We start from the raw sequence: 15,297 nt of genomic DNA on the forward strand, positions 1-15,297 counted from the left end.
CTCAGTCGTCGTCGACGGCCTCGCGCGAGACCTCGACGGAGACCTCGCCGACCGACAGCGGGATCGGCGGCTCGGGCTTGGCCGCCTTGACCCAGACGTACTCGACGGGGAAGTCCGCGAGGATGCGATCGGCGATCACCGAGCACAGGCGCTCGAGCGTCTTGTACTGGCGCTCCTGAGCGACGAACAGGGCGGTCTGGCAGACCACGCCGTAGTCGACGGTGTCCTCGACCATGTCCGTCACGGTCGCGTCGCACTCGCCCACGTCCATGCGCAGATCGAGCAGGATGCGCGTGCCGACCTCGCGTTCGGCGTCGCTGACGCCCACCGCGGCGAAGATCGACAGGCCGGTGATCTCCACCGTGACGACCGTCTCGACGGCCTCCTGGTCGTCGTCGAATGAGTCGTCGTGGTTCACGTCTTCGTCGTCGCCGGCCATCGCCCGGCCAGGGTAGCGGCGGCGACCGCCAGGGCATCGGCGACCGGCGCCACGTCATGGACGCGGAAGACCGCCGCGCCGCGCTCCAGGGCGAGCACGTTGGTGGCGATCGTGCCGCCCAGGCGCTGGTGCACGTCCCGCCCGGCGATCGTGCCCAGGAACGACTTGCGCGAGGTGCCGATCAGCACCCGGCAGCCGATCGCCACGATCTCGTCCAGGCGGCGCAGGAGCTGCAGGTTGTGCTCGATCGTCTTGCCGAAGCCGATGCCGGGATCCAGCAGGACGCGCTCCGCCGGGACGCCCTCGGCCACCGCGAAGGCCAGCCGGTCCTCCAGGAACGCCTTGACCTCGGAGACCACGTCGTCGTAGCGCGGGTCCTCCTGCATCGTGCGCGGCTCGCCGACCGAGTGCATCACGCACAGCTCGCAGCCGTGCTCGGCGGCCAGCGCGGCCAGCTCGGGCGCGCGGCGCAGGCCGGTGACGTCGTTGATCAGCGTCGCCCCGCGCTGGATCGCGGCGCGCGCGACGGCCGGCTTGAACGTGTCGATCGACAGCCGGGCGCCAGTGTCGGCCAGGCCTTCGAGGACCGGGATGACCCGGCGCAGCTCGGTCTGCTCGTCGACCGGCGCGGCGCCCGGCCGGGTCGACTCGCCGCCGATGTCGAGGATCTCGGCGCCTTCGAAGACGAGCCGGTAGCCGTGGGAGATCGCCGCGCGCGGATCGAGGAACGCGCCGCCGTCGGAGAACGAGTCGGGCGTGACGTTGACGATGCCCATCACCTGGTGCATGTGAACCATTGTCCTCCAGCGGTTGACGCCGGACGCGCGTGGGGTAGCTTCTGAGGCAGAAGAAGAGCGAGAAAACGAGGAGAAAGCACGTATGCCTGATAGCCCGCTTCACCGGCTGTCCGCCGAGGGCCAGTCCGTCTGGCTCGACTCCATCTCCCGCACCGCCCTGAAGTCCGGCGAGCTGGCCCGGATGATGGAGGAGGACGCCGTCGTCGGTGTCACGTCCAACCCGTCGATCTTCCAGAAAGCGATGGCCGAGGGCAACGCCTACGACGATCAGCTGCGCGAGGTGCTGAAGACCGAGCAGGACCCGAAGGAGATCTTCTACGCGCTGGCCCACGACGACATCGTCGACGCCGCCGACCTGCTGCGCCCGATCTACGACAGCGGCCAGGGCACCGACGGCTACATCAGCTGGGAGGTCGATCCGCGCTACGCAAACGACACCCAGTCGACGATCGACGAGGCCAAGCGCCTGCACGAGTGGGTCGACCGGCCCAACCTGCTGGTCAAGATCCCGGCCACCAAGGAGGGCCTGCCCGCGATCGAGGAGTCGATCGCCAACGGCATCTCCATCAACGTGACGCTGATCTTCGGCCTGGAGCGCTACCGCGAGGTCATCGAGGCCTACATGCGCGGCATCGAGCGGCGCCTGGAGTCCGGCGGCGACGTGTCCGACATCCAGTCGGTCGCGTCCTTCTTCGTGTCGCGCGTCGACACCGAGGCCGACAAGCGCCTGGAGAAGCTGGGCCGCGAGGACCTGCAGGGCAAGCTCGCGGTGGCCAACGCCAAGCTGGCCTACGAGGTGTTCGGCGAGGCGTTCGCCACCGAGCGCTGGAAGGGCCTGGCCGCCCAGGGCGCCAAGGCCCAGCGGCCGCTGTGGGCGTCGACGTCGGTGAAGAACCCGAACTACCCGGACACGATGTACGTGGCCGACCTGATCGGGCCCGAGACCGTCAACACGATGCCGATCGAGACGATCGAGGCCTTCCAGGACCACGGCGAGGTCGCCCGCACGATCGACACCGAGGTGCAGGACGCCCACCAGCTGTTCTCCGATCTGGAGGCCGCCGGCGTGGACATCGAGGACGTCACCAACACCCTCGAGATCGAGGGCGTCGACAAGTTCAAGGACTCGATGCACGAGCTGCTGGCCGGCATCGAGTCCAAGCGCGACGCGATGGTCGCCGCGTAGCGCGCACGTGAGTGCCGGCCTGATCGTCCTGATCGTCGTGGGCATCGTCCTGGTGCTCGCGGCGACCGGCGTGTTCTACGCCGTCGGGCGATCGGAGGACCGCGAGCGGGCGCGCGAGAAGCGCGCGCCCGCCCCACCGGCATCGCCGCCCCGGCCGCGCCCGTTGGCGCGCCGCCGGGACCACGACTAGTCGACCTCGTCGACCTTCCGCACGATCCAGTACTCGCGGCGGTCGAGGTCATAGAGCAGCCCGGCCATCAGGCGGTCGGTGGCCAGGAAGTCGTCGTGGACGAGCGTGGCCAGCGCGACCGGCGGCGTCGTCGCCGGCACCAACGCGCCGATGACCGCCTCCGGGTCGCCCTGCGCGGCCCAGAACGCATCCTCGTCGGCGATCCGCGCCTGGGCCAGCGCGTGCTGGGCGTCGACCACGAACGCCGGGTCGGTCAGCTCGTAGATCTCGACCCCACCCTGCGGACCGGCGGTGACCAGCGTGGCCCACTGGCCGGGCGCGTCGACCAGCGCGGCGACGAAGCCGTCGTCGTCGCGCACGACCTCGGTGACCCGCGCCGGGCGTCCGTCGACGCGCAGCGCGCCGCCGATGGTCAGCTCGTCTGCGCGCATCGGCCCTCCAGCCACTCCGACAGCGGTCCGACGGCCGCGTCGGCGTAGATCTCCTCGATCGGCGCGCCCGCCTCGGCCAGCCGCCGGCCGACCACCAGGTAGTCCTCGTCGCCGGCGCGCGGGCTGTTGCGCGAGCCGTGGACGGCCCAGCCCAGCGGGGTGCTGAACAGGTTCGGCGACTCGGCCAGCGGGTCGGCGCCGCGGTCGAGCAGCAACTCGACGGTCGACACGCGGCCCCACCACGCGGCCCAGTGCAGCGGCGTGCCGCCCATGCCGCCGCCCCGCTTGGTCAGGCGGACGCCGAGGTCGAGCAGCAGCGCCACCGCCGCGTCGTTGCCGTCGGCGGCCACGCGGGCGATGATCTCGTCGTTGCGCAGGCGCTCGCGCAGGTCGGGGTCCAGGCGCAGCAGTTCCTCCGCCCGCACCCGGTCGGCGCGGCGGGTGGCACCCACGAGCTCGTCGAAGGGCCGGGCCCGCGGCAGGGCGCCGAGCTCGACCAGCGTCTGGACCAGATCGTCGCGGCCGAAGCGCACGGCCAGCGCGTAGGCCCGCGCGCCGCTCTCCTTCCCGATCGCCTCCAGATCCGCGCCCGCCCCGGCCAGCAGGCGCACGAAGGCCGGCGAGCGCTCGCGCCACACCGCGGCGGGCACCAGCGCGCCGAGGCCGATGCGCTCGGCGTCGTCGACCGGGCCCAAGCGCTCCAGGAGCAGCTCCAGCGCCGCGGGGTCCTCGCGATCCAGGGCGTGGCCCAGCGCGTTGGTGCCGACGATCGCCGCGCCCGCGTCCAGCAGCAGCGGCAGACAGGTCAGCGCGGGCTCCTCACAGGCGTGGTAGACCGACTCGTTGTCGTCGGGGTTGGCGCCGGCCTCCAGCAGCAGCGCGGTCATGCGCGGCTCGTGGGCCACACCCGCCGCGCCGTACAGCGCGCTCTCCATGCCCCATTGCGGGTGCCGCCAGGCCGAGTCCACGTCGGCGCCCGCGTCCAGCAGCGCCCGCGCGCAGGCCAGCAGCGCGTCGGTGCGTTCCCCACCGAGGTAGGTCGAGAACGTGACGTAGCAGAGCGCCGGCCAGCTCCGCGAGCCGACCGCCGTCGCCGTGGCCAGGTCGGGCAGCGCCGCGCGCACCCGCTCGACGTCGCCGAGGACGAGCGCCGCGTCGATCCCCGCCCGGGCCACGCCCGGCTCCACGGCCAGCAGCGCGTCGGCCCGGTCGCGGCGCCGGTCGGTCGCCGCCTCCACGAAGGCCCGCGCGCGCTCCTCGCGGGCCACCGCCTCGGCCTCGACCCGCGCCACCAACGCCGGCCAGGAGCGCAGGCCCAGCTCGCGCGCCACCGCGCGCTGCGCGTCAGCCAGCGTCGCGTCCGCGCGGCCCGCAGCCCGCCAGGCCCGCAGCAGTGCCTTGGCCTCGCGGCGGGCCCGGTCCAGGTCGATCCGTCCGTCCATCTCGATCACCTCGCAGATCGCCCTGGTCCGCGAGGGCGGAGGTCGATCGGCGAGCGACGAACCGCACAGATACAGCGAAGAGGAGGTGGGCCTGAGGCCCTGCCCGCGGACCGGACGCGCCCTCACAGCGCGCGCCGGAAAGCTTACGTGAGTTGGATGTGGTCCGCTTCGGCGGCGCCGCCGAACGGGCGCGTCAGGCCGTACTGGTTGAGCACGGCCTCGGGCACGCCTTCGACGCCGGGCGTGTCGGAGGCCTCGCCGCGCGTGTGCGGGTCGTTGGGGAACCCGCCGACCGCCACGGAGTGCTCGGGCGAGCGGTAGCCCGACAGGCCGATCAGGTGCAGGTGCAGCGCCAGCGCCATGCGGTTCAGCCGGGCTGCGAGCTCGGGCTCGTTGCCCACGGTGTAGTCGGTGCCCGCGGCCGGGAAGAACCCGTCGCCGCCGGACGCCGCCGAACCGGGCGTGGTGATCATGAACGCGCGCGACTGGGCGGCGACGGCGCGGGCCTGCGCGGCGGCCGCCTGCTTCTCCAGGGACGCTCGCTGCGCGCGCAGCGCCCCGAGCTTGGACGACTGCCGGTCGCGCGCCTGCTCGGCGGCCAGCTCGCGGTTGGCCAGCTCGAGCTTGACCTCGGCCACGGCGTCGCGCTGGGACAGGACCGTGGCCGCCTCGCGCTCCTGCGTCGCCTCCAGCGCGGCCAGGTGCCGGACCTCGGTGGAGACCTGGTCGCGCGTCGTGCGCACACGATCGGTGATGCGCGCGTTGGCCTGCTGGACGCGCCGCATCATCTCGCCGGTCTCCAGCAGGTCGCTGAGGCTGGCCGCGCCGAGGATCACCTGCACGAGCTGCGGGTCGCCGGCCTCGTACTGCTTGAGCAGCTGCCGGGCCAGCGCGCGCCGGTCATGATCGAGCGTGACCCGCAGCCGCGACAGCGACCCACGCGATGAGCGCAGCTCGTTCTGGGTCTGCGACAGCGTGGCCCGCTCGGCGTCGAGCCGCGCCTGGATCCCGCCCAGCTGCTCCTGCAGGTCGGCGATCCGGCCGCGGTACCCCGCGATCGCCCGGTTCTCGGTGTCGATGCCGGCCTGCAGCGTGCCCTCCTGCCGGCGCGCCGCGGCGATCCGCTGCGACAGCGAGCCGCTCGCCCGGCTGTGCCCGACCTGCACGACCGACAGCGCGGCGACGACCGCGCCGGACAGCACCGCGATGCGCAGGACGGTCGACCTCACAGCGGGGCGAAGCTACCAGCGCACAGCGGCAAACCTGCAGGTCGCGCTGCAAGGCGCGACCTGCGCAGGTCAGGCGGGTTCCGGCTTCTCCGGTGAGTCGAGGCGCAGATCCGTCGCGAACCCGGGACGCGGCAGCGGCCGCGGCGCGGTGAACCCGTCGGGTGCCGGCGGCAGCGTCTCGGGCGTTCCGGGCTCGTCGTCGGGCCCGAACACGTCCTCGTAGCTCTTGCCGTCCAGCAGCGCCAGGAACTCCGGACGCTCGATCGTCTCGCGCCGCAGCAGGATCTCGGAGATCGAGATCAGCATCTCGCGATGCTCGGTCAGGATGTCCTTGGCCTTCTGATGGGCGGACTCGACGATGCGCCGGATCTCGTCATCGATCTCGCGGGCGATCTCGTCGGAGTAGTCGGGCTCCGAGGAGAACTCGCGGCCCAGGAACGGCTGGCCGTGGTTGTGCCCGAAGACGCGCGGGCCGAGCTTGTCGCTCATGCCGAAGCGCATGACCATCTGCTTGGCCGACGCCGTGACCTTCTCCAGGTCGTTGGACGCGCCCGTGGTGATCTCGTCGAAGATGATCTCCTCGGCGGCGCGGCCACCCAGGGTCATGGCCATCGTGTCGTTGAGCTCGGCCCGCGTCGTGAGGAACTTGTCCTCGGTCGGCATCGAGATCGTGTAGCCCAGGGCCTGGCCGCGGGACACGACCGAGATCTTGTGGACCGGGTCGGAGTGCTCGAGGTAGTGGCCGACCAGCGCGTGACCCATCTCGTGGTACGCGGTGATCAGGCGCTCCTTCTCGCCCATGACCCGGGTCTTCTTCTCCGGGCCGGCGACGACGCGCATGATGCCCTCTTCGAGCTCCACCTGGCTGATCTCGCGCTTGCCGTTGCGCGCGGACAGCAGCGCGGCCTCGTTGACCAGGTTGGCCAGGTCGGCGCCGGTGAACCCGGGCGTCTGACCGGCCAGGTCGGCGATGTTGATCTCCTTGGCCAGTGGCTTGCCGCGGGTGTGGACCTCGAGGATCTTCTCGCGGCCCTTGCGGTCCGGGCGGTCCACGGTGATCTGACGGTCGAAGCGACCGGGACGCAGCAGGGCGGGATCGAGGATGTCGGGCCGGTTGGTGGCCGCGATCATGATGATGTTGTCCTTGGCCTCGAAGCCGTCCATCTCGACGAGGAGCTGGTTGAGCGTCTGCTCGCGCTCGTCGTGACCGCCGCCCATGCCGGCGCCACGGTGGCGGCCGACGGCGTCGATCTCGTCCATGAAGATGATGCAGGGCGAGTTCTGCTTGGCCTGCTCGAACAGGTCACGGACACGCGAGGCGCCCACGCCGACGAACATCTCGACGAAGTCCGAGCCGGAGATCGAGAAGAACGGCACGCCCGCCTCGCCGGCCACCGCGCGGGCCAGCAGCGTCTTGCCGGTGCCCGGAGGGCCGTAGAGCAGGACGCCCTTGGGAATGCGCGCACCGAGGGCCTGGAACTTCTTGGGGTTCTCGAGGAACTCCTTGATCTCGTGCAGCTCCTCGACGGCCTCGTCGGCGCCGGCCACGTCCCGGAACGTGATCTTGGGCGAGTCGACCGACATCCGCTTGGCCCGCGACTTGCCGAACGACATGACCTTGGAGCCGCCGCCCTGGACCTGGTTCATCAGGAAGATCCAGAACCCGATGAAGATCAGGAACGGCAGGACGTAGGTCAGCAGCGACAGCCAGCCGTTGGACTTGGTGCCCTGGACGTTGAAGTCGCCGATCTTGTCGGCCTTCTTGGCCTCGGTCAGCGCCGAGATCAGCTCGTTGCCGTTGTCGTTGACCCAACCGACGGTGTACTTCGACTTGTCGTCGAGCGTGACGTCGATCGTGTTGTCCTTCTGCTTGACCGTGGCCTTGTCGACGTCGCCGTTGGCCAGCTGCGTCTCGAAGTCCGCGTACGAAGTCTCCTTCGTCGGGGTCCCAGGGCTGATCAGCTTCTGGGCGAAGAACGCCAGCACCACCACGATGAGGATGGGGAACGCGGCGCTCTTGAAGAACCTGCTCATGTGAGGAAAATCGCCTTCCGGGGGTCTGGCGGTGGAGTCTTAGGCTACCAACCTGTATTCGGCCGCCAGGCCGGTTCGGTTTACCGGCGCTGCCGACGACTAGGCCTCTTCCAACGCAGCGACGTACGGCAAGTTCCGGTAGTGCTCGGCGTAGTCGAGCCCGTAGCCGATGGCGAACTTGTCCGGGATCTCGAAGCCGAGGTACCGCGTCGGGAGGTCGACCTTGCGCCGATCGGGCTTGGTCAGCAGCGCGCAGACCTCCAGCGAGGCGGGCGAGCGAGCGCCCAGGTTGCGCATCAGGTACTGCAGCGTCAGGCCGGAGTCGACGATGTCCTCGACGATCAGCACGTCGCGGCCGTCGATCGAGGCGTCGAGGTCCTTGAGGATGCGCACGACGCCGCTGGAGGCGGTGGCCGAGCCGTAGGAGGAGATCGCCATGAAGTCCAGCTCGCACGGGCAGGTGATCTCGCGCATCAGGTCGGCCAGGAAGAACACCGCGCCCTTCAGGACGCCGATCAGCAGCGGGTTGCGACCCTCGTAGTCGGCGCTGATCTGCTGGCCGAGCTCCCGCACACGGCGCTGCAACTGGTCGGGCTGGACGAGGATCTCGCCGATCTTTGGGTCGCGCATGGCCCGCCCAACGTTATCCGTGCGCCTCGAAGCGGAGCGTCCCGCCCTCCACGACGGCGCGCACGCCGTCGCCGATGTCCAGCGCGGTCCACGCACGCGTGTCGTCCAGGGCGAGGATCTCCTCGGTCCGCGCCGCCGCGCGCGGCACCAGCGCGCCGGCCGCGTCGTCGGCCAGGCGGCTGACCACCAGGCGGGCCAGCGCGAGCCCGAGCGTGCGCAGCCGGGCCAGCGCGATCGTGCGGCCCTCCCCCACCGCCTGGGCGACGAGCGCGTCGAGCACGTCGGCCTCCAGGCGCAGCACCGCGGCGGCGCGCACGACGTTGGCCTCCGCCGCCGGGTGGATCTCGCGCAGCGCGGGCAGCAGGTTGGCGCGCAGGCGGTTGCGGGCGAAGCGCGGATCGGCGTTGGTGGGGTCGTCGCGGAAGTCCAGGCCGGCGGCACGGCACCAGGCCTCGGTGTCGGCCCGGGTCAGCGACAGCAGCGGGCGGATCACGCTCCCGGTGCGCGCGGCCATGCCCAGCAGCGCGCGGCGACTGGGCGCCGCGGCCAGCCGGTAGAGGATCGTCTCGGCCTGGTCCGAGGCCGTGTGCCCGGTGGCCACGTCGATGCCGAAGGCGCCCGCGGCCGCGTAGCGCAGCTCGCGCGCCCAGGCCTGCAGGTTCCCGCCGTCGGGCGGTGGGTCGGCGCCGACCAGCTCCAGCGGCACGCCGAGCCGCTCGCACAGGGCCGCGCAGAAGGCCGCGTCGGCCGCGGCGGTCGGGCGCAGCCCGTAGTCGACGTGCAAGGCGCGGACCGCCCCGGACCCGCAGATGCGCACGGCGAGATCGAGCAGGCAGACCGAGTCGCGGCCCCCCGATAGCAGCACGAGGACCGGGCGGCCGGCCACCAGCAGGCCGTCCTCGCGGACCCGCCGCTCGAGCTCACTCATCGGCGAGCGCGGCGACGAACAGCTCCGTCGGCTCGGCGAACCCCTTCAGCCGCACCTCGCCGATGCGCTCGAACTCCAGGTGGCTGCCCGCGCCGTCGACGACCGGCCGCGTGACGATCACCTCGCCACCGGCGGCCCGGGCGGCCACGCGCGCGGCCAGGTTGACCTCGCGCCCGTAGTAGTCGCCGTCGCGGTAGACGACCTCGCCCACGTGCATGCCGATCCGAGGCAGCGGGCGGTGGTCGTAGAGCATCTGGAAGCCGACGGCCCAGTCGGTCAGCGCCGCGCCGTCGGTGCCGACGACCATCACCTCGTCGCCGATCGTCTTGATCACGCGGGCGTCGTCGGGCAGCGTCGTCTCGACCGCCTCGAGGAACCGCTCGACCGCGTTGACGGCCTCCTCGTCGCCCTCCTCCTCGGTCAGCCGGGTGTACCCGGCCAGATCGGCGAAGGCGATGGCCACGCGCAGGCGCCCGAGGTCGCTGCCGAACCCGGCATCGGACTCCATGTGGCCGATCACGTCCTGCTCGATGAAGTGCTGCAGGAAGCGCTGGTGGACGTAGTCCATGATCGGCGAGGCCAGCGGCAGCGTCGCCGAGGCCAGCGTCGACATCTCCTCGGCCATCTCCATCCCGGGGACGCCGTCGCGCATCATCGGCTCGTGCACGTAGAGGTGGAACAGGCGCACCTCGGCGTCGGCCATCTGGGCCACGGCCTGGCCGTACACCCGGGTCAGCTGCAGGAAGGCGATCAGCGGGAAGCCGGCCGCCAGCACCGCGGCGGAGTAGCGCAGGAACTGCACGTCGTCGGGCGTCAGCAGCTCCAGCGAGCTGAAGCCGATCGTCTGGAAGATGCGCTGGATCAGCGCGGGCTCCAGGCCCGTCTGGCGGGCGGCGTCGTCGAGCGTGACGCCGTCGACCGGCGCCGGGAACAGCTCCTGCATGTAGCCGAACACCAGCCGTCCGCTGTCGACGGCGTCGCGGATCGACGCCAGCGAGTGGCCGCGCTCGCGCAGCCGCGCGACCATCCGGGCCTGCGCCGACGCGCTCTCGTCCCAGCCGTGCTCGGCGACCTTGACGACGCCGGCCGCCTGCCAGCGCTTCAGCGTCTGCGGCGTCACCCCCGCCTGCCGAGCAGCCTGGGTGATCGAGATCGGTCCGCTCATGAAGGCGGCGGAGCCTCGCAATGAGTTGCCCCGCCGCCTGCGGGCACGGCCCGCGGAATCAGCCGGTGTCTCATCGACCCCGGGCTTGATGCCTGACTTGTCGGACCACGACGTTCCCACCCCCGGATGCGAGATGTCAACGCCACGGGTCCGGGATCAGACGGCGAGGTGCGGGTACTCGTCGACGACCATCGAGCGGTAGCGCTCGAACACGGGCTTGGTGATCGGCATGATCGCCAGGGCGGCCTTCACGTCGCCGCCGGTCTTGATGCGCCGGCGGGCGATCGCCATCGCCACGTTCTCCTTGCCCTGGAAGTACTTGTTGGCGGTCTCCGAGGACATCTCCATCTTGACCTTGGGCTCCCAGTCGACGTCGTCGGTCCACTCCCAGTGGAGGTTGCCGTCCTCCCCGTCGCGCACGGCGCGGATGTTGATGACCGCGTCCATGTCGGGGATCTCGAAGCGCTGCGGGACGTCCGCGTCGCGCAGCGCGGGGCCCATCTCCGCGTCCTCGCTCATCATCGCGAAGACACGATCCATCACCTCACGGAACTCTGCCGGTGACGAGAACTGCGGTGACGCCATGGGGTCTCTCTCTCCTCCTAGGAACGCTGCTTGGCCGCGCGCTCGAGCGCGGCCACGCGCTCGTTGAGCTCCTGCACCTCGCGACGCAGCGCGCGCAGCTCCTCGCCGCTGGGCGGACGCAGGTCGTCCAGCGCCTTGCCGACGCGCCCGGCGGCCCGGCCCATCTCGTCGACGAGGTCCTGCGCGCGGCGCCCGGTCGACTGCGCCGTCGACGTGGCCTGACCCGCGGCGGCGGCGAACGCGTCGTCGACCGCGGTGCGGACGGCTTCGGTGCGGCGGGGCTTGCGATCGGCCATGTGCGCGGAAGGCTAACGTCGCGCGCCGCCGATGACCTACCTCCACCCCACCGCCGAGCTGGCGCCCCGCGTGATTCTGGTCGACGACCCGGGCCGGGCGCTGGCGCTGGCTCAGGTGCTGTGCGACCCGACGCCGCTGATGTTCAACCACGCGCGCGGCCTGTGGGGCTACAGCGGGACGGGCCTGGACGGCGCGCCGCTGACGCTGCAGGCCACGGGCATCGGTGGCCCGAGCGCGGCGATCGTGGTCGGGGAGCTGGCCGCGCTCGGCGCGCAGCGGTTCGTGTTCGTGGGCAGCGCGGTCAGCGTGCTCGGGCTGCTGGTCGTCGAGCGTGCCGACTGCGCCGACGGGACGAGCCGCGCGCTGGGCGCGGATGCGTCGGTGGCGCCGGACGCGGGGCTCCTCGACGCGCTGCGGGGCGCGGGCCTGGTCATGGCGGTGCGCTCGTGCGACACGCTGGAGGCGCTGGGCCCCGCCCGCGACCTCGAGACGGCGGCCGTCCTGCAGGCGGCGACGCTGCGGGGCCTGCCCGCGGCCGCGGTGCTGGTCGGCGAGGACGGCGACGACGATCTGGTCGCCGTCGCCGGTCGCGCCGCGCTGGCGGCGCTGGGCTGACGTCAGTCGGCGGGGACTTCGAGGCGCTCCTGCTCACGCGGGAGCGGCGAGGCCGCGTCGGGCAGCGCGTCGCCGAGCGAGACGATCTGGCGGCGCAGCGCGTCGATCGCCTCCTCGATCTGCGTGAGGCGGGCGTCGATACCGGCGACGACGGTCAGATCGCCGAGGCGCTGGTCGAGGCGGTCGACGCCGTCCTCGATGCCCTCCAGGCGCTGGGAGACGGAGCGCAGCCGGCGGGTGAGCCGCTCCAGATCGGAGGCCGACGGGAGGTTGAGCGCGCCCATCGCCACCTCTTGGGCGGCGGTCGCCTTCTCGCGGGCCTCGAACACCCGCGCGATCGCCCCTGTGACGAGCGGGTTCTCGAGGAGCTCCTGGGTGAGCTTGCCAAGGGCGTCCTCGCCCGAGCGCTGCACGCGCTGCTTGATCCCGTCGCTGTCGGCGGCCATGTCCGGGAGGCTACCCCGATCGCGACAATCCAGCATTCCTCACCTTCAAGTCGAGGGTGAGATGTTCCCAAGCGGTGACAGATCGGTGTTTAGAGACGCAGGTGGACGTGAAGGAACGGTGAAAGATTCACTGCGGCCCCACGCCCCTGTGGGAGCCCGGTTCCCACCCGCGCGTCGCTTACACGCGCGCAAAGAACCGGTGCAACGCCGCAATTCTGGGTTCAGTTGCGCGTTGCACCTTCCGATGGAGATATATACGGTCCTGCGCCAGCGGTCATCCGCCCGTGCTAGCTTCGGGCGCACCGGCCGAGCTGTCGGTCCCGATCTGGGTCCCTGGGGAAGGAACCGACGGCGTATTCCATGATCTGGCGCAAGCTTCCCATCGCCCTTTTCACCGCGGCCGCGGTAGCCGTTGCGGTTGCCCTACCGGCTGGGTCGGCGTCGGCTGAGTCGCGCACGCTCCTGGTCACCCTGGTCGGGGGCTCGCAGCTGACCGTCACCGTCGACGTGCCGCCCGGCACGCCGGTCGACCAGATCTCGATTCCCGGCGTCACCGGCGTGATCGCCTCGGTCACCGACATCACGCCCGCCCCCGCGCCCGCGGCCCCGCCGGCCGAGACGCCGGCGACCGATCCCGCCACGACGAGCACGCCGGCCGAGACGACGCCCGCCGAGACGACGCCGCAGACGACGCCCACCACGCCGACGACCCCGGCGCTGGAGGACGAGCAGATCCCCGACGTCCAGGCGTCCGCCGGCGGCGATCCGGCCCGCGGCCCGCAGGTGGCCAAGGACGGCAAGGGCAACGGCGCCCAGCAGAAGGCGACGGACGAGGCTGAAGCTGAGGTCGAGGCTGCGGACACGGCCGACGATCCGGCCGCGCCCAAGAAGCGCGCCGACGACGGCTCGCCCACGCCCGCCGATCCGACCTACACGCTGGCCGAGCCCGGCGCCGCGGTCATCGGCGTCCCGAACTTCTTCATCGACAAGTTCCGCATCCCGCCGTTCCTGCTCTCGATCTACCAGGCCGCCGGCATCGAGTACGGCGTGCGCTGGGAGGTCCTGGCCGCGATCAACGAGATCGAGACCGACTACGGCCGCAACCTGAACGTCTCCTCCGCGGGCGCCCTGGGCTGGATGCAGTTCATGCCGTCCTCGTGGAAGTCCTACGGCGTCGACGCCAACGACGACGGCCGCAAGGATCCGTACAACCCGGTCGACGCGATCTTCGCCGCCGCGCGCTACCTGAAGGCCGCCGGCGCCGACACCGATCTGCGCAAGGCGATCTTCGCCTACAACCACGCCGACTGGTACGTCGACTCCGTCATCCTGCGCGCGCGCCTGATCAGCGGCCTGCCCGCGGACTTCGTCGGCTCGCTGACCGGGCTCACGCAGGGCCGCTTCCCGGTCTACGCCAAGGCGACCTACGCCGACGACCTGTCCGAGAACGCCAGCGCCCTGCGCGTGGCCAAGGGCGACAACGCCGCGCTGCCGGTCGACTCCGACAGCGAGCGCCGCTCGATCAACGTCTACGCCAAGGGCGGCGCGCCGGTGATCGCGGTGCAGGACGGCCGCATCGTCGACATGGGCACGTCGGACAAGCTCGGCAAGTTCCTCAAGCTGCGCGACGCCTACGGCAACACCTACACGTACGCGCACCTGGGCCGGCTGGCCACCGAGATCCCGGTGCCCAAGGCCAAGAAGGTCAGCCAGAAGCAGGTGGCCAAGGAGCTCGACCTCGAGCCCAAGGCCTCCGATCCCGCGCCGACCGAGGCCGCCACCGCCGGCACGCACCCGACGGGCGCCGCGCAGAAGACGTCCGAGCCCGCCAACCAGCGCCAGACGAACAAGACGCCACTCTCGAGCAAGACTCGACTGTTCGCCAACCCCTCGCGCTCGGCCGCGCTGAAGTCCGGCGGACGCGAGCAGCTGCTGGCCTCGGGCAGCTCCGTCGAGGGCGTGTCCAGCTACAAGAGCTACTTCACCAGCCCCTACGGCCTGAACCGCAAGGACGTCAAGCTCGTCCCCCTCAAGGTCGACTCGAAGGTCATCGCCGGCACGATCCTCGGCCGCCTGGCCAAGCGCCCCGCCGGCGGCAAGTCGCGCGTGGCCTTCGCGATCCGCCCGGCCGGCCGTGGCGCGCCGCGCATCGACCCCAAGCCGATCCTCGACGGCTGGAAGCTGCTGGAGTCGACCGCGATCTACCGCGCCGAGGGCCGCAACGCACTGCTCGCCCCCGACAGCGACGCCTCCATCGGCCAGCTCCTGCTGATGAGCAAGGAGCAGCTGCAGGGCCGCGTCCTGGAGGACCCGCGCATCGAGATCTACGACTGCGGCCGTCGCGACATCGAGGCCGGCGTCATCGACCGCCGCGTGCTGGCCACGCTGGCCTTCCTGTCGGCCTCGGGCCTGCGCCCGACGGTCAGCGCGCTGGAGTGCGGCCACTCCTACCTGACCGACGGCGGCAACGTCTCCGAGCACTCCTCGGGCGACGCGGTCGACATCGCCAAGATCAACGGCATCCCGATCCTCGGCCACCAGGGCGACGGGTCGATCACCGACATCACGGTGCGCCGCCTGCTCACCCTGCAGGGCGCGATGAAGCCGCACCAGATCATCACGCTGTACAGCTACCCCGGCACGGACAACACGCTGGCGCTGGCCGATCACAACGACCACATCCACGTCGGCTTCCAGCCGCTGGACGGGGCCAACGCCGTCAAGTTCCAGTCGGTGCTCAAGCCGGGCCAGTGGACGCGCCTGGTCGACCGCCTCAGCAACCTGTCCAACCCGGACGTGCCGCTGACGCCGTCGCAGTACTCGCTGCCGGTCAAGACGGGCGACAACGGATAGCTAAGGCGTTCCGCTTCGCGCAGTTCGAGG

Annotated in this window: 16 protein-coding genes; 4 read left to right on the forward strand and 12 right to left on the reverse strand. The window is 71.5% G+C overall.

Annotated elements, in window-relative coordinates:
* Nucleotide 1 precedes the first annotated feature (1 nt).
* Nucleotides 2-439, reverse strand: coding sequence for a dihydroneopterin aldolase (gene folB, locus ACZ5UI_RS14150; protein ID WP_464187826.1), 438 nt, complete (start codon nt 437-439; stop codon nt 2-4).
* Entirely contained in the window at nt 415-1,227 is an 813-nt protein-coding gene (folP, locus tag ACZ5UI_RS14155) for a dihydropteroate synthase (RefSeq protein ID WP_464187828.1), read from the reverse strand. The genes folB and folP overlap by 25 nt, the downstream gene beginning before the upstream one ends.
* Nucleotides 1,228-1,318: 91 nt before the next feature.
* Between folP and tal the strand changes: the two genes are divergently transcribed.
* Complete coding sequence (gene tal, locus ACZ5UI_RS14160) at nt 1,319-2,422, forward strand: transaldolase (protein WP_464187830.1); 1,104 nt, start codon at nt 1,319-1,321, stop codon at nt 2,420-2,422.
* Between the two features lie 7 nt (nt 2,423-2,429).
* Nucleotides 2,430-2,612: a hypothetical protein gene (locus ACZ5UI_RS14165; RefSeq protein WP_464187832.1), complete on the forward strand. Its 183-nt coding sequence runs from the start codon at nt 2,430-2,432 to the stop codon at nt 2,610-2,612.
* Here the strand turns inward: ACZ5UI_RS14165 and ACZ5UI_RS14170 are convergent.
* The 9 genes from ACZ5UI_RS14170 to ACZ5UI_RS14210 all read right to left on the reverse strand — a co-directional run bounded on the left by ACZ5UI_RS14170 (nt 2,609) and on the right by ACZ5UI_RS14210 (nt 11,352).
* A complete protein-coding gene (locus tag ACZ5UI_RS14170; RefSeq protein WP_464187834.1) occupies nt 2,609-3,043 on the reverse strand; it encodes a hypothetical protein in 435 nt (144 codons plus the stop codon). The two genes, ACZ5UI_RS14165 and ACZ5UI_RS14170, sit on opposite strands and share 4 nt — an antisense overlap.
* Nucleotides 3,025-4,485 carry an ankyrin repeat domain-containing protein gene (locus ACZ5UI_RS14175; protein ID WP_464187836.1) on the reverse strand — a complete coding sequence of 487 codons (1,461 nt, stop codon included), beginning with the start codon at nt 4,483-4,485 and terminating at the stop codon, nt 3,025-3,027. The genes ACZ5UI_RS14170 and ACZ5UI_RS14175 overlap by 19 nt, the downstream gene beginning before the upstream one ends.
* A 143-nt stretch (nt 4,486-4,628) precedes the next feature.
* The gene (locus ACZ5UI_RS14180) at nt 4,629-5,714 is read right to left on the reverse strand and encodes a hypothetical protein (protein ID WP_464187838.1); all 1,086 of its coding nucleotides are present in this window, start codon (nt 5,712-5,714) and stop codon (nt 4,629-4,631) included.
* A 69-nt stretch (nt 5,715-5,783) separates the two neighbouring features.
* Entirely contained in the window at nt 5,784-7,748 is a 1,965-nt protein-coding gene (gene ftsH / locus ACZ5UI_RS14185) for an ATP-dependent zinc metalloprotease FtsH (protein ID WP_464187840.1), read from the reverse strand.
* Between the two features lie 99 nt (nt 7,749-7,847).
* Nucleotides 7,848-8,378, reverse strand: a complete 531-nt coding sequence (gene hpt, locus ACZ5UI_RS14190; RefSeq protein WP_464187842.1) for a hypoxanthine phosphoribosyltransferase — start codon at nt 8,376-8,378, stop codon at nt 7,848-7,850.
* A gap of 13 nt (nt 8,379-8,391) precedes the next feature.
* Nucleotides 8,392-9,306, reverse strand: coding sequence for a tRNA lysidine(34) synthetase TilS (gene tilS, locus ACZ5UI_RS14195; protein WP_464187844.1), 915 nt, complete (start codon nt 9,304-9,306; stop codon nt 8,392-8,394).
* Nucleotides 9,299-10,471: an adenylate/guanylate cyclase domain-containing protein gene (locus ACZ5UI_RS14200; protein WP_464187846.1), complete on the reverse strand. Its 1,173-nt coding sequence runs from the start codon at nt 10,469-10,471 to the stop codon at nt 9,299-9,301. Before ACZ5UI_RS14200 ends, tilS begins: the two co-directional genes overlap by 8 nt.
* A 156-nt stretch (nt 10,472-10,627) precedes the next feature.
* Nucleotides 10,628-11,056, reverse strand: a complete 429-nt coding sequence (locus ACZ5UI_RS14205) for a hypothetical protein (protein ID WP_464187848.1) — start codon at nt 11,054-11,056, stop codon at nt 10,628-10,630.
* A 17-nt stretch (nt 11,057-11,073) separates the two neighbouring features.
* Nucleotides 11,074-11,352, reverse strand: a complete 279-nt coding sequence (locus tag ACZ5UI_RS14210; RefSeq protein WP_464187849.1) for a hypothetical protein — start codon at nt 11,350-11,352, stop codon at nt 11,074-11,076.
* A 31-nt stretch (nt 11,353-11,383) separates the two neighbouring features.
* Here ACZ5UI_RS14210 and ACZ5UI_RS14215 point away from each other — a divergent pair, with 31 nt between their 5' ends.
* Nucleotides 11,384-11,968, forward strand: a complete 585-nt coding sequence (locus ACZ5UI_RS14215; RefSeq protein WP_464187851.1) for a nucleoside phosphorylase-I family protein — start codon at nt 11,384-11,386, stop codon at nt 11,966-11,968.
* Between the two features lie 2 nt (nt 11,969-11,970).
* Here the strand turns inward: ACZ5UI_RS14215 and ACZ5UI_RS14220 are convergent, their stop codons facing one another.
* The gene (locus ACZ5UI_RS14220; protein ID WP_464187853.1) at nt 11,971-12,414 is read right to left on the reverse strand and encodes a hypothetical protein; all 444 of its coding nucleotides are present in this window, start codon (nt 12,412-12,414) and stop codon (nt 11,971-11,973) included.
* Between the two features lie 360 nt (nt 12,415-12,774).
* Between ACZ5UI_RS14220 and ACZ5UI_RS14225 the strand changes: the two genes are divergently transcribed.
* Nucleotides 12,775-15,267 carry a lytic murein transglycosylase gene (locus ACZ5UI_RS14225; RefSeq protein WP_464187855.1) on the forward strand — a complete coding sequence of 831 codons (2,493 nt, stop codon included), beginning with the start codon at nt 12,775-12,777 and terminating at the stop codon, nt 15,265-15,267.
* Nucleotides 15,268-15,297: the final 30 nt, after the last annotated feature.

It is taken from the genome of Conexibacter sp. JCM 18997 (assembly GCF_055391915.1).

What these genes read in the sequence shown, in the direction of transcription:
- ACZ5UI_RS14210 (WP_464187849.1), bottom strand. Translation starts at nt 11,352, where the DNA reads ATGGCCGATCGCAAGCCCCGCCGCACCGAAGCCGTCCGCACCGCGGTC.
- ACZ5UI_RS14170 (WP_464187834.1), bottom strand. Translation starts at nt 3,043, where the DNA reads ATGCGCGCAGACGAGCTGACCATCGGCGGCGCGCTGCGCGTCGACGGA.
- ACZ5UI_RS14220 (WP_464187853.1), bottom strand. Translation starts at nt 12,414, where the DNA reads ATGGCCGCCGACAGCGACGGGATCAAGCAGCGCGTGCAGCGCTCGGGC.
- hpt (WP_464187842.1), bottom strand. Translation starts at nt 8,378, where the DNA reads ATGCGCGACCCAAAGATCGGCGAGATCCTCGTCCAGCCCGACCAGTTG.
- ACZ5UI_RS14200 (WP_464187846.1), bottom strand. Translation starts at nt 10,471, where the DNA reads ATGAGCGGACCGATCTCGATCACCCAGGCTGCTCGGCAGGCGGGGGTG.
- ftsH (WP_464187840.1), bottom strand. Translation starts at nt 7,748, where the DNA reads ATGAGCAGGTTCTTCAAGAGCGCCGCGTTCCCCATCCTCATCGTGGTG.
- tal (WP_464187830.1), top strand. Translation starts at nt 1,319, where the DNA reads ATGCCTGATAGCCCGCTTCACCGGCTGTCCGCCGAGGGCCAGTCCGTC.
- folB (WP_464187826.1), bottom strand. Translation starts at nt 439, where the DNA reads ATGGCCGGCGACGACGAAGACGTGAACCACGACGACTCATTCGACGAC.
- ACZ5UI_RS14205 (WP_464187848.1), bottom strand. Translation starts at nt 11,056, where the DNA reads ATGGCGTCACCGCAGTTCTCGTCACCGGCAGAGTTCCGTGAGGTGATG.
- ACZ5UI_RS14215 (WP_464187851.1), top strand. Translation starts at nt 11,384, where the DNA reads ATGACCTACCTCCACCCCACCGCCGAGCTGGCGCCCCGCGTGATTCTG.
- ACZ5UI_RS14175 (WP_464187836.1), bottom strand. Translation starts at nt 4,485, where the DNA reads ATGGACGGACGGATCGACCTGGACCGGGCCCGCCGCGAGGCCAAGGCA.
- tilS (WP_464187844.1), bottom strand. Translation starts at nt 9,306, where the DNA reads ATGAGTGAGCTCGAGCGGCGGGTCCGCGAGGACGGCCTGCTGGTGGCC.
- folP (WP_464187828.1), bottom strand. Translation starts at nt 1,227, where the DNA reads ATGCACCAGGTGATGGGCATCGTCAACGTCACGCCCGACTCGTTCTCC.
- ACZ5UI_RS14225 (WP_464187855.1), top strand. Translation starts at nt 12,775, where the DNA reads ATGATCTGGCGCAAGCTTCCCATCGCCCTTTTCACCGCGGCCGCGGTA.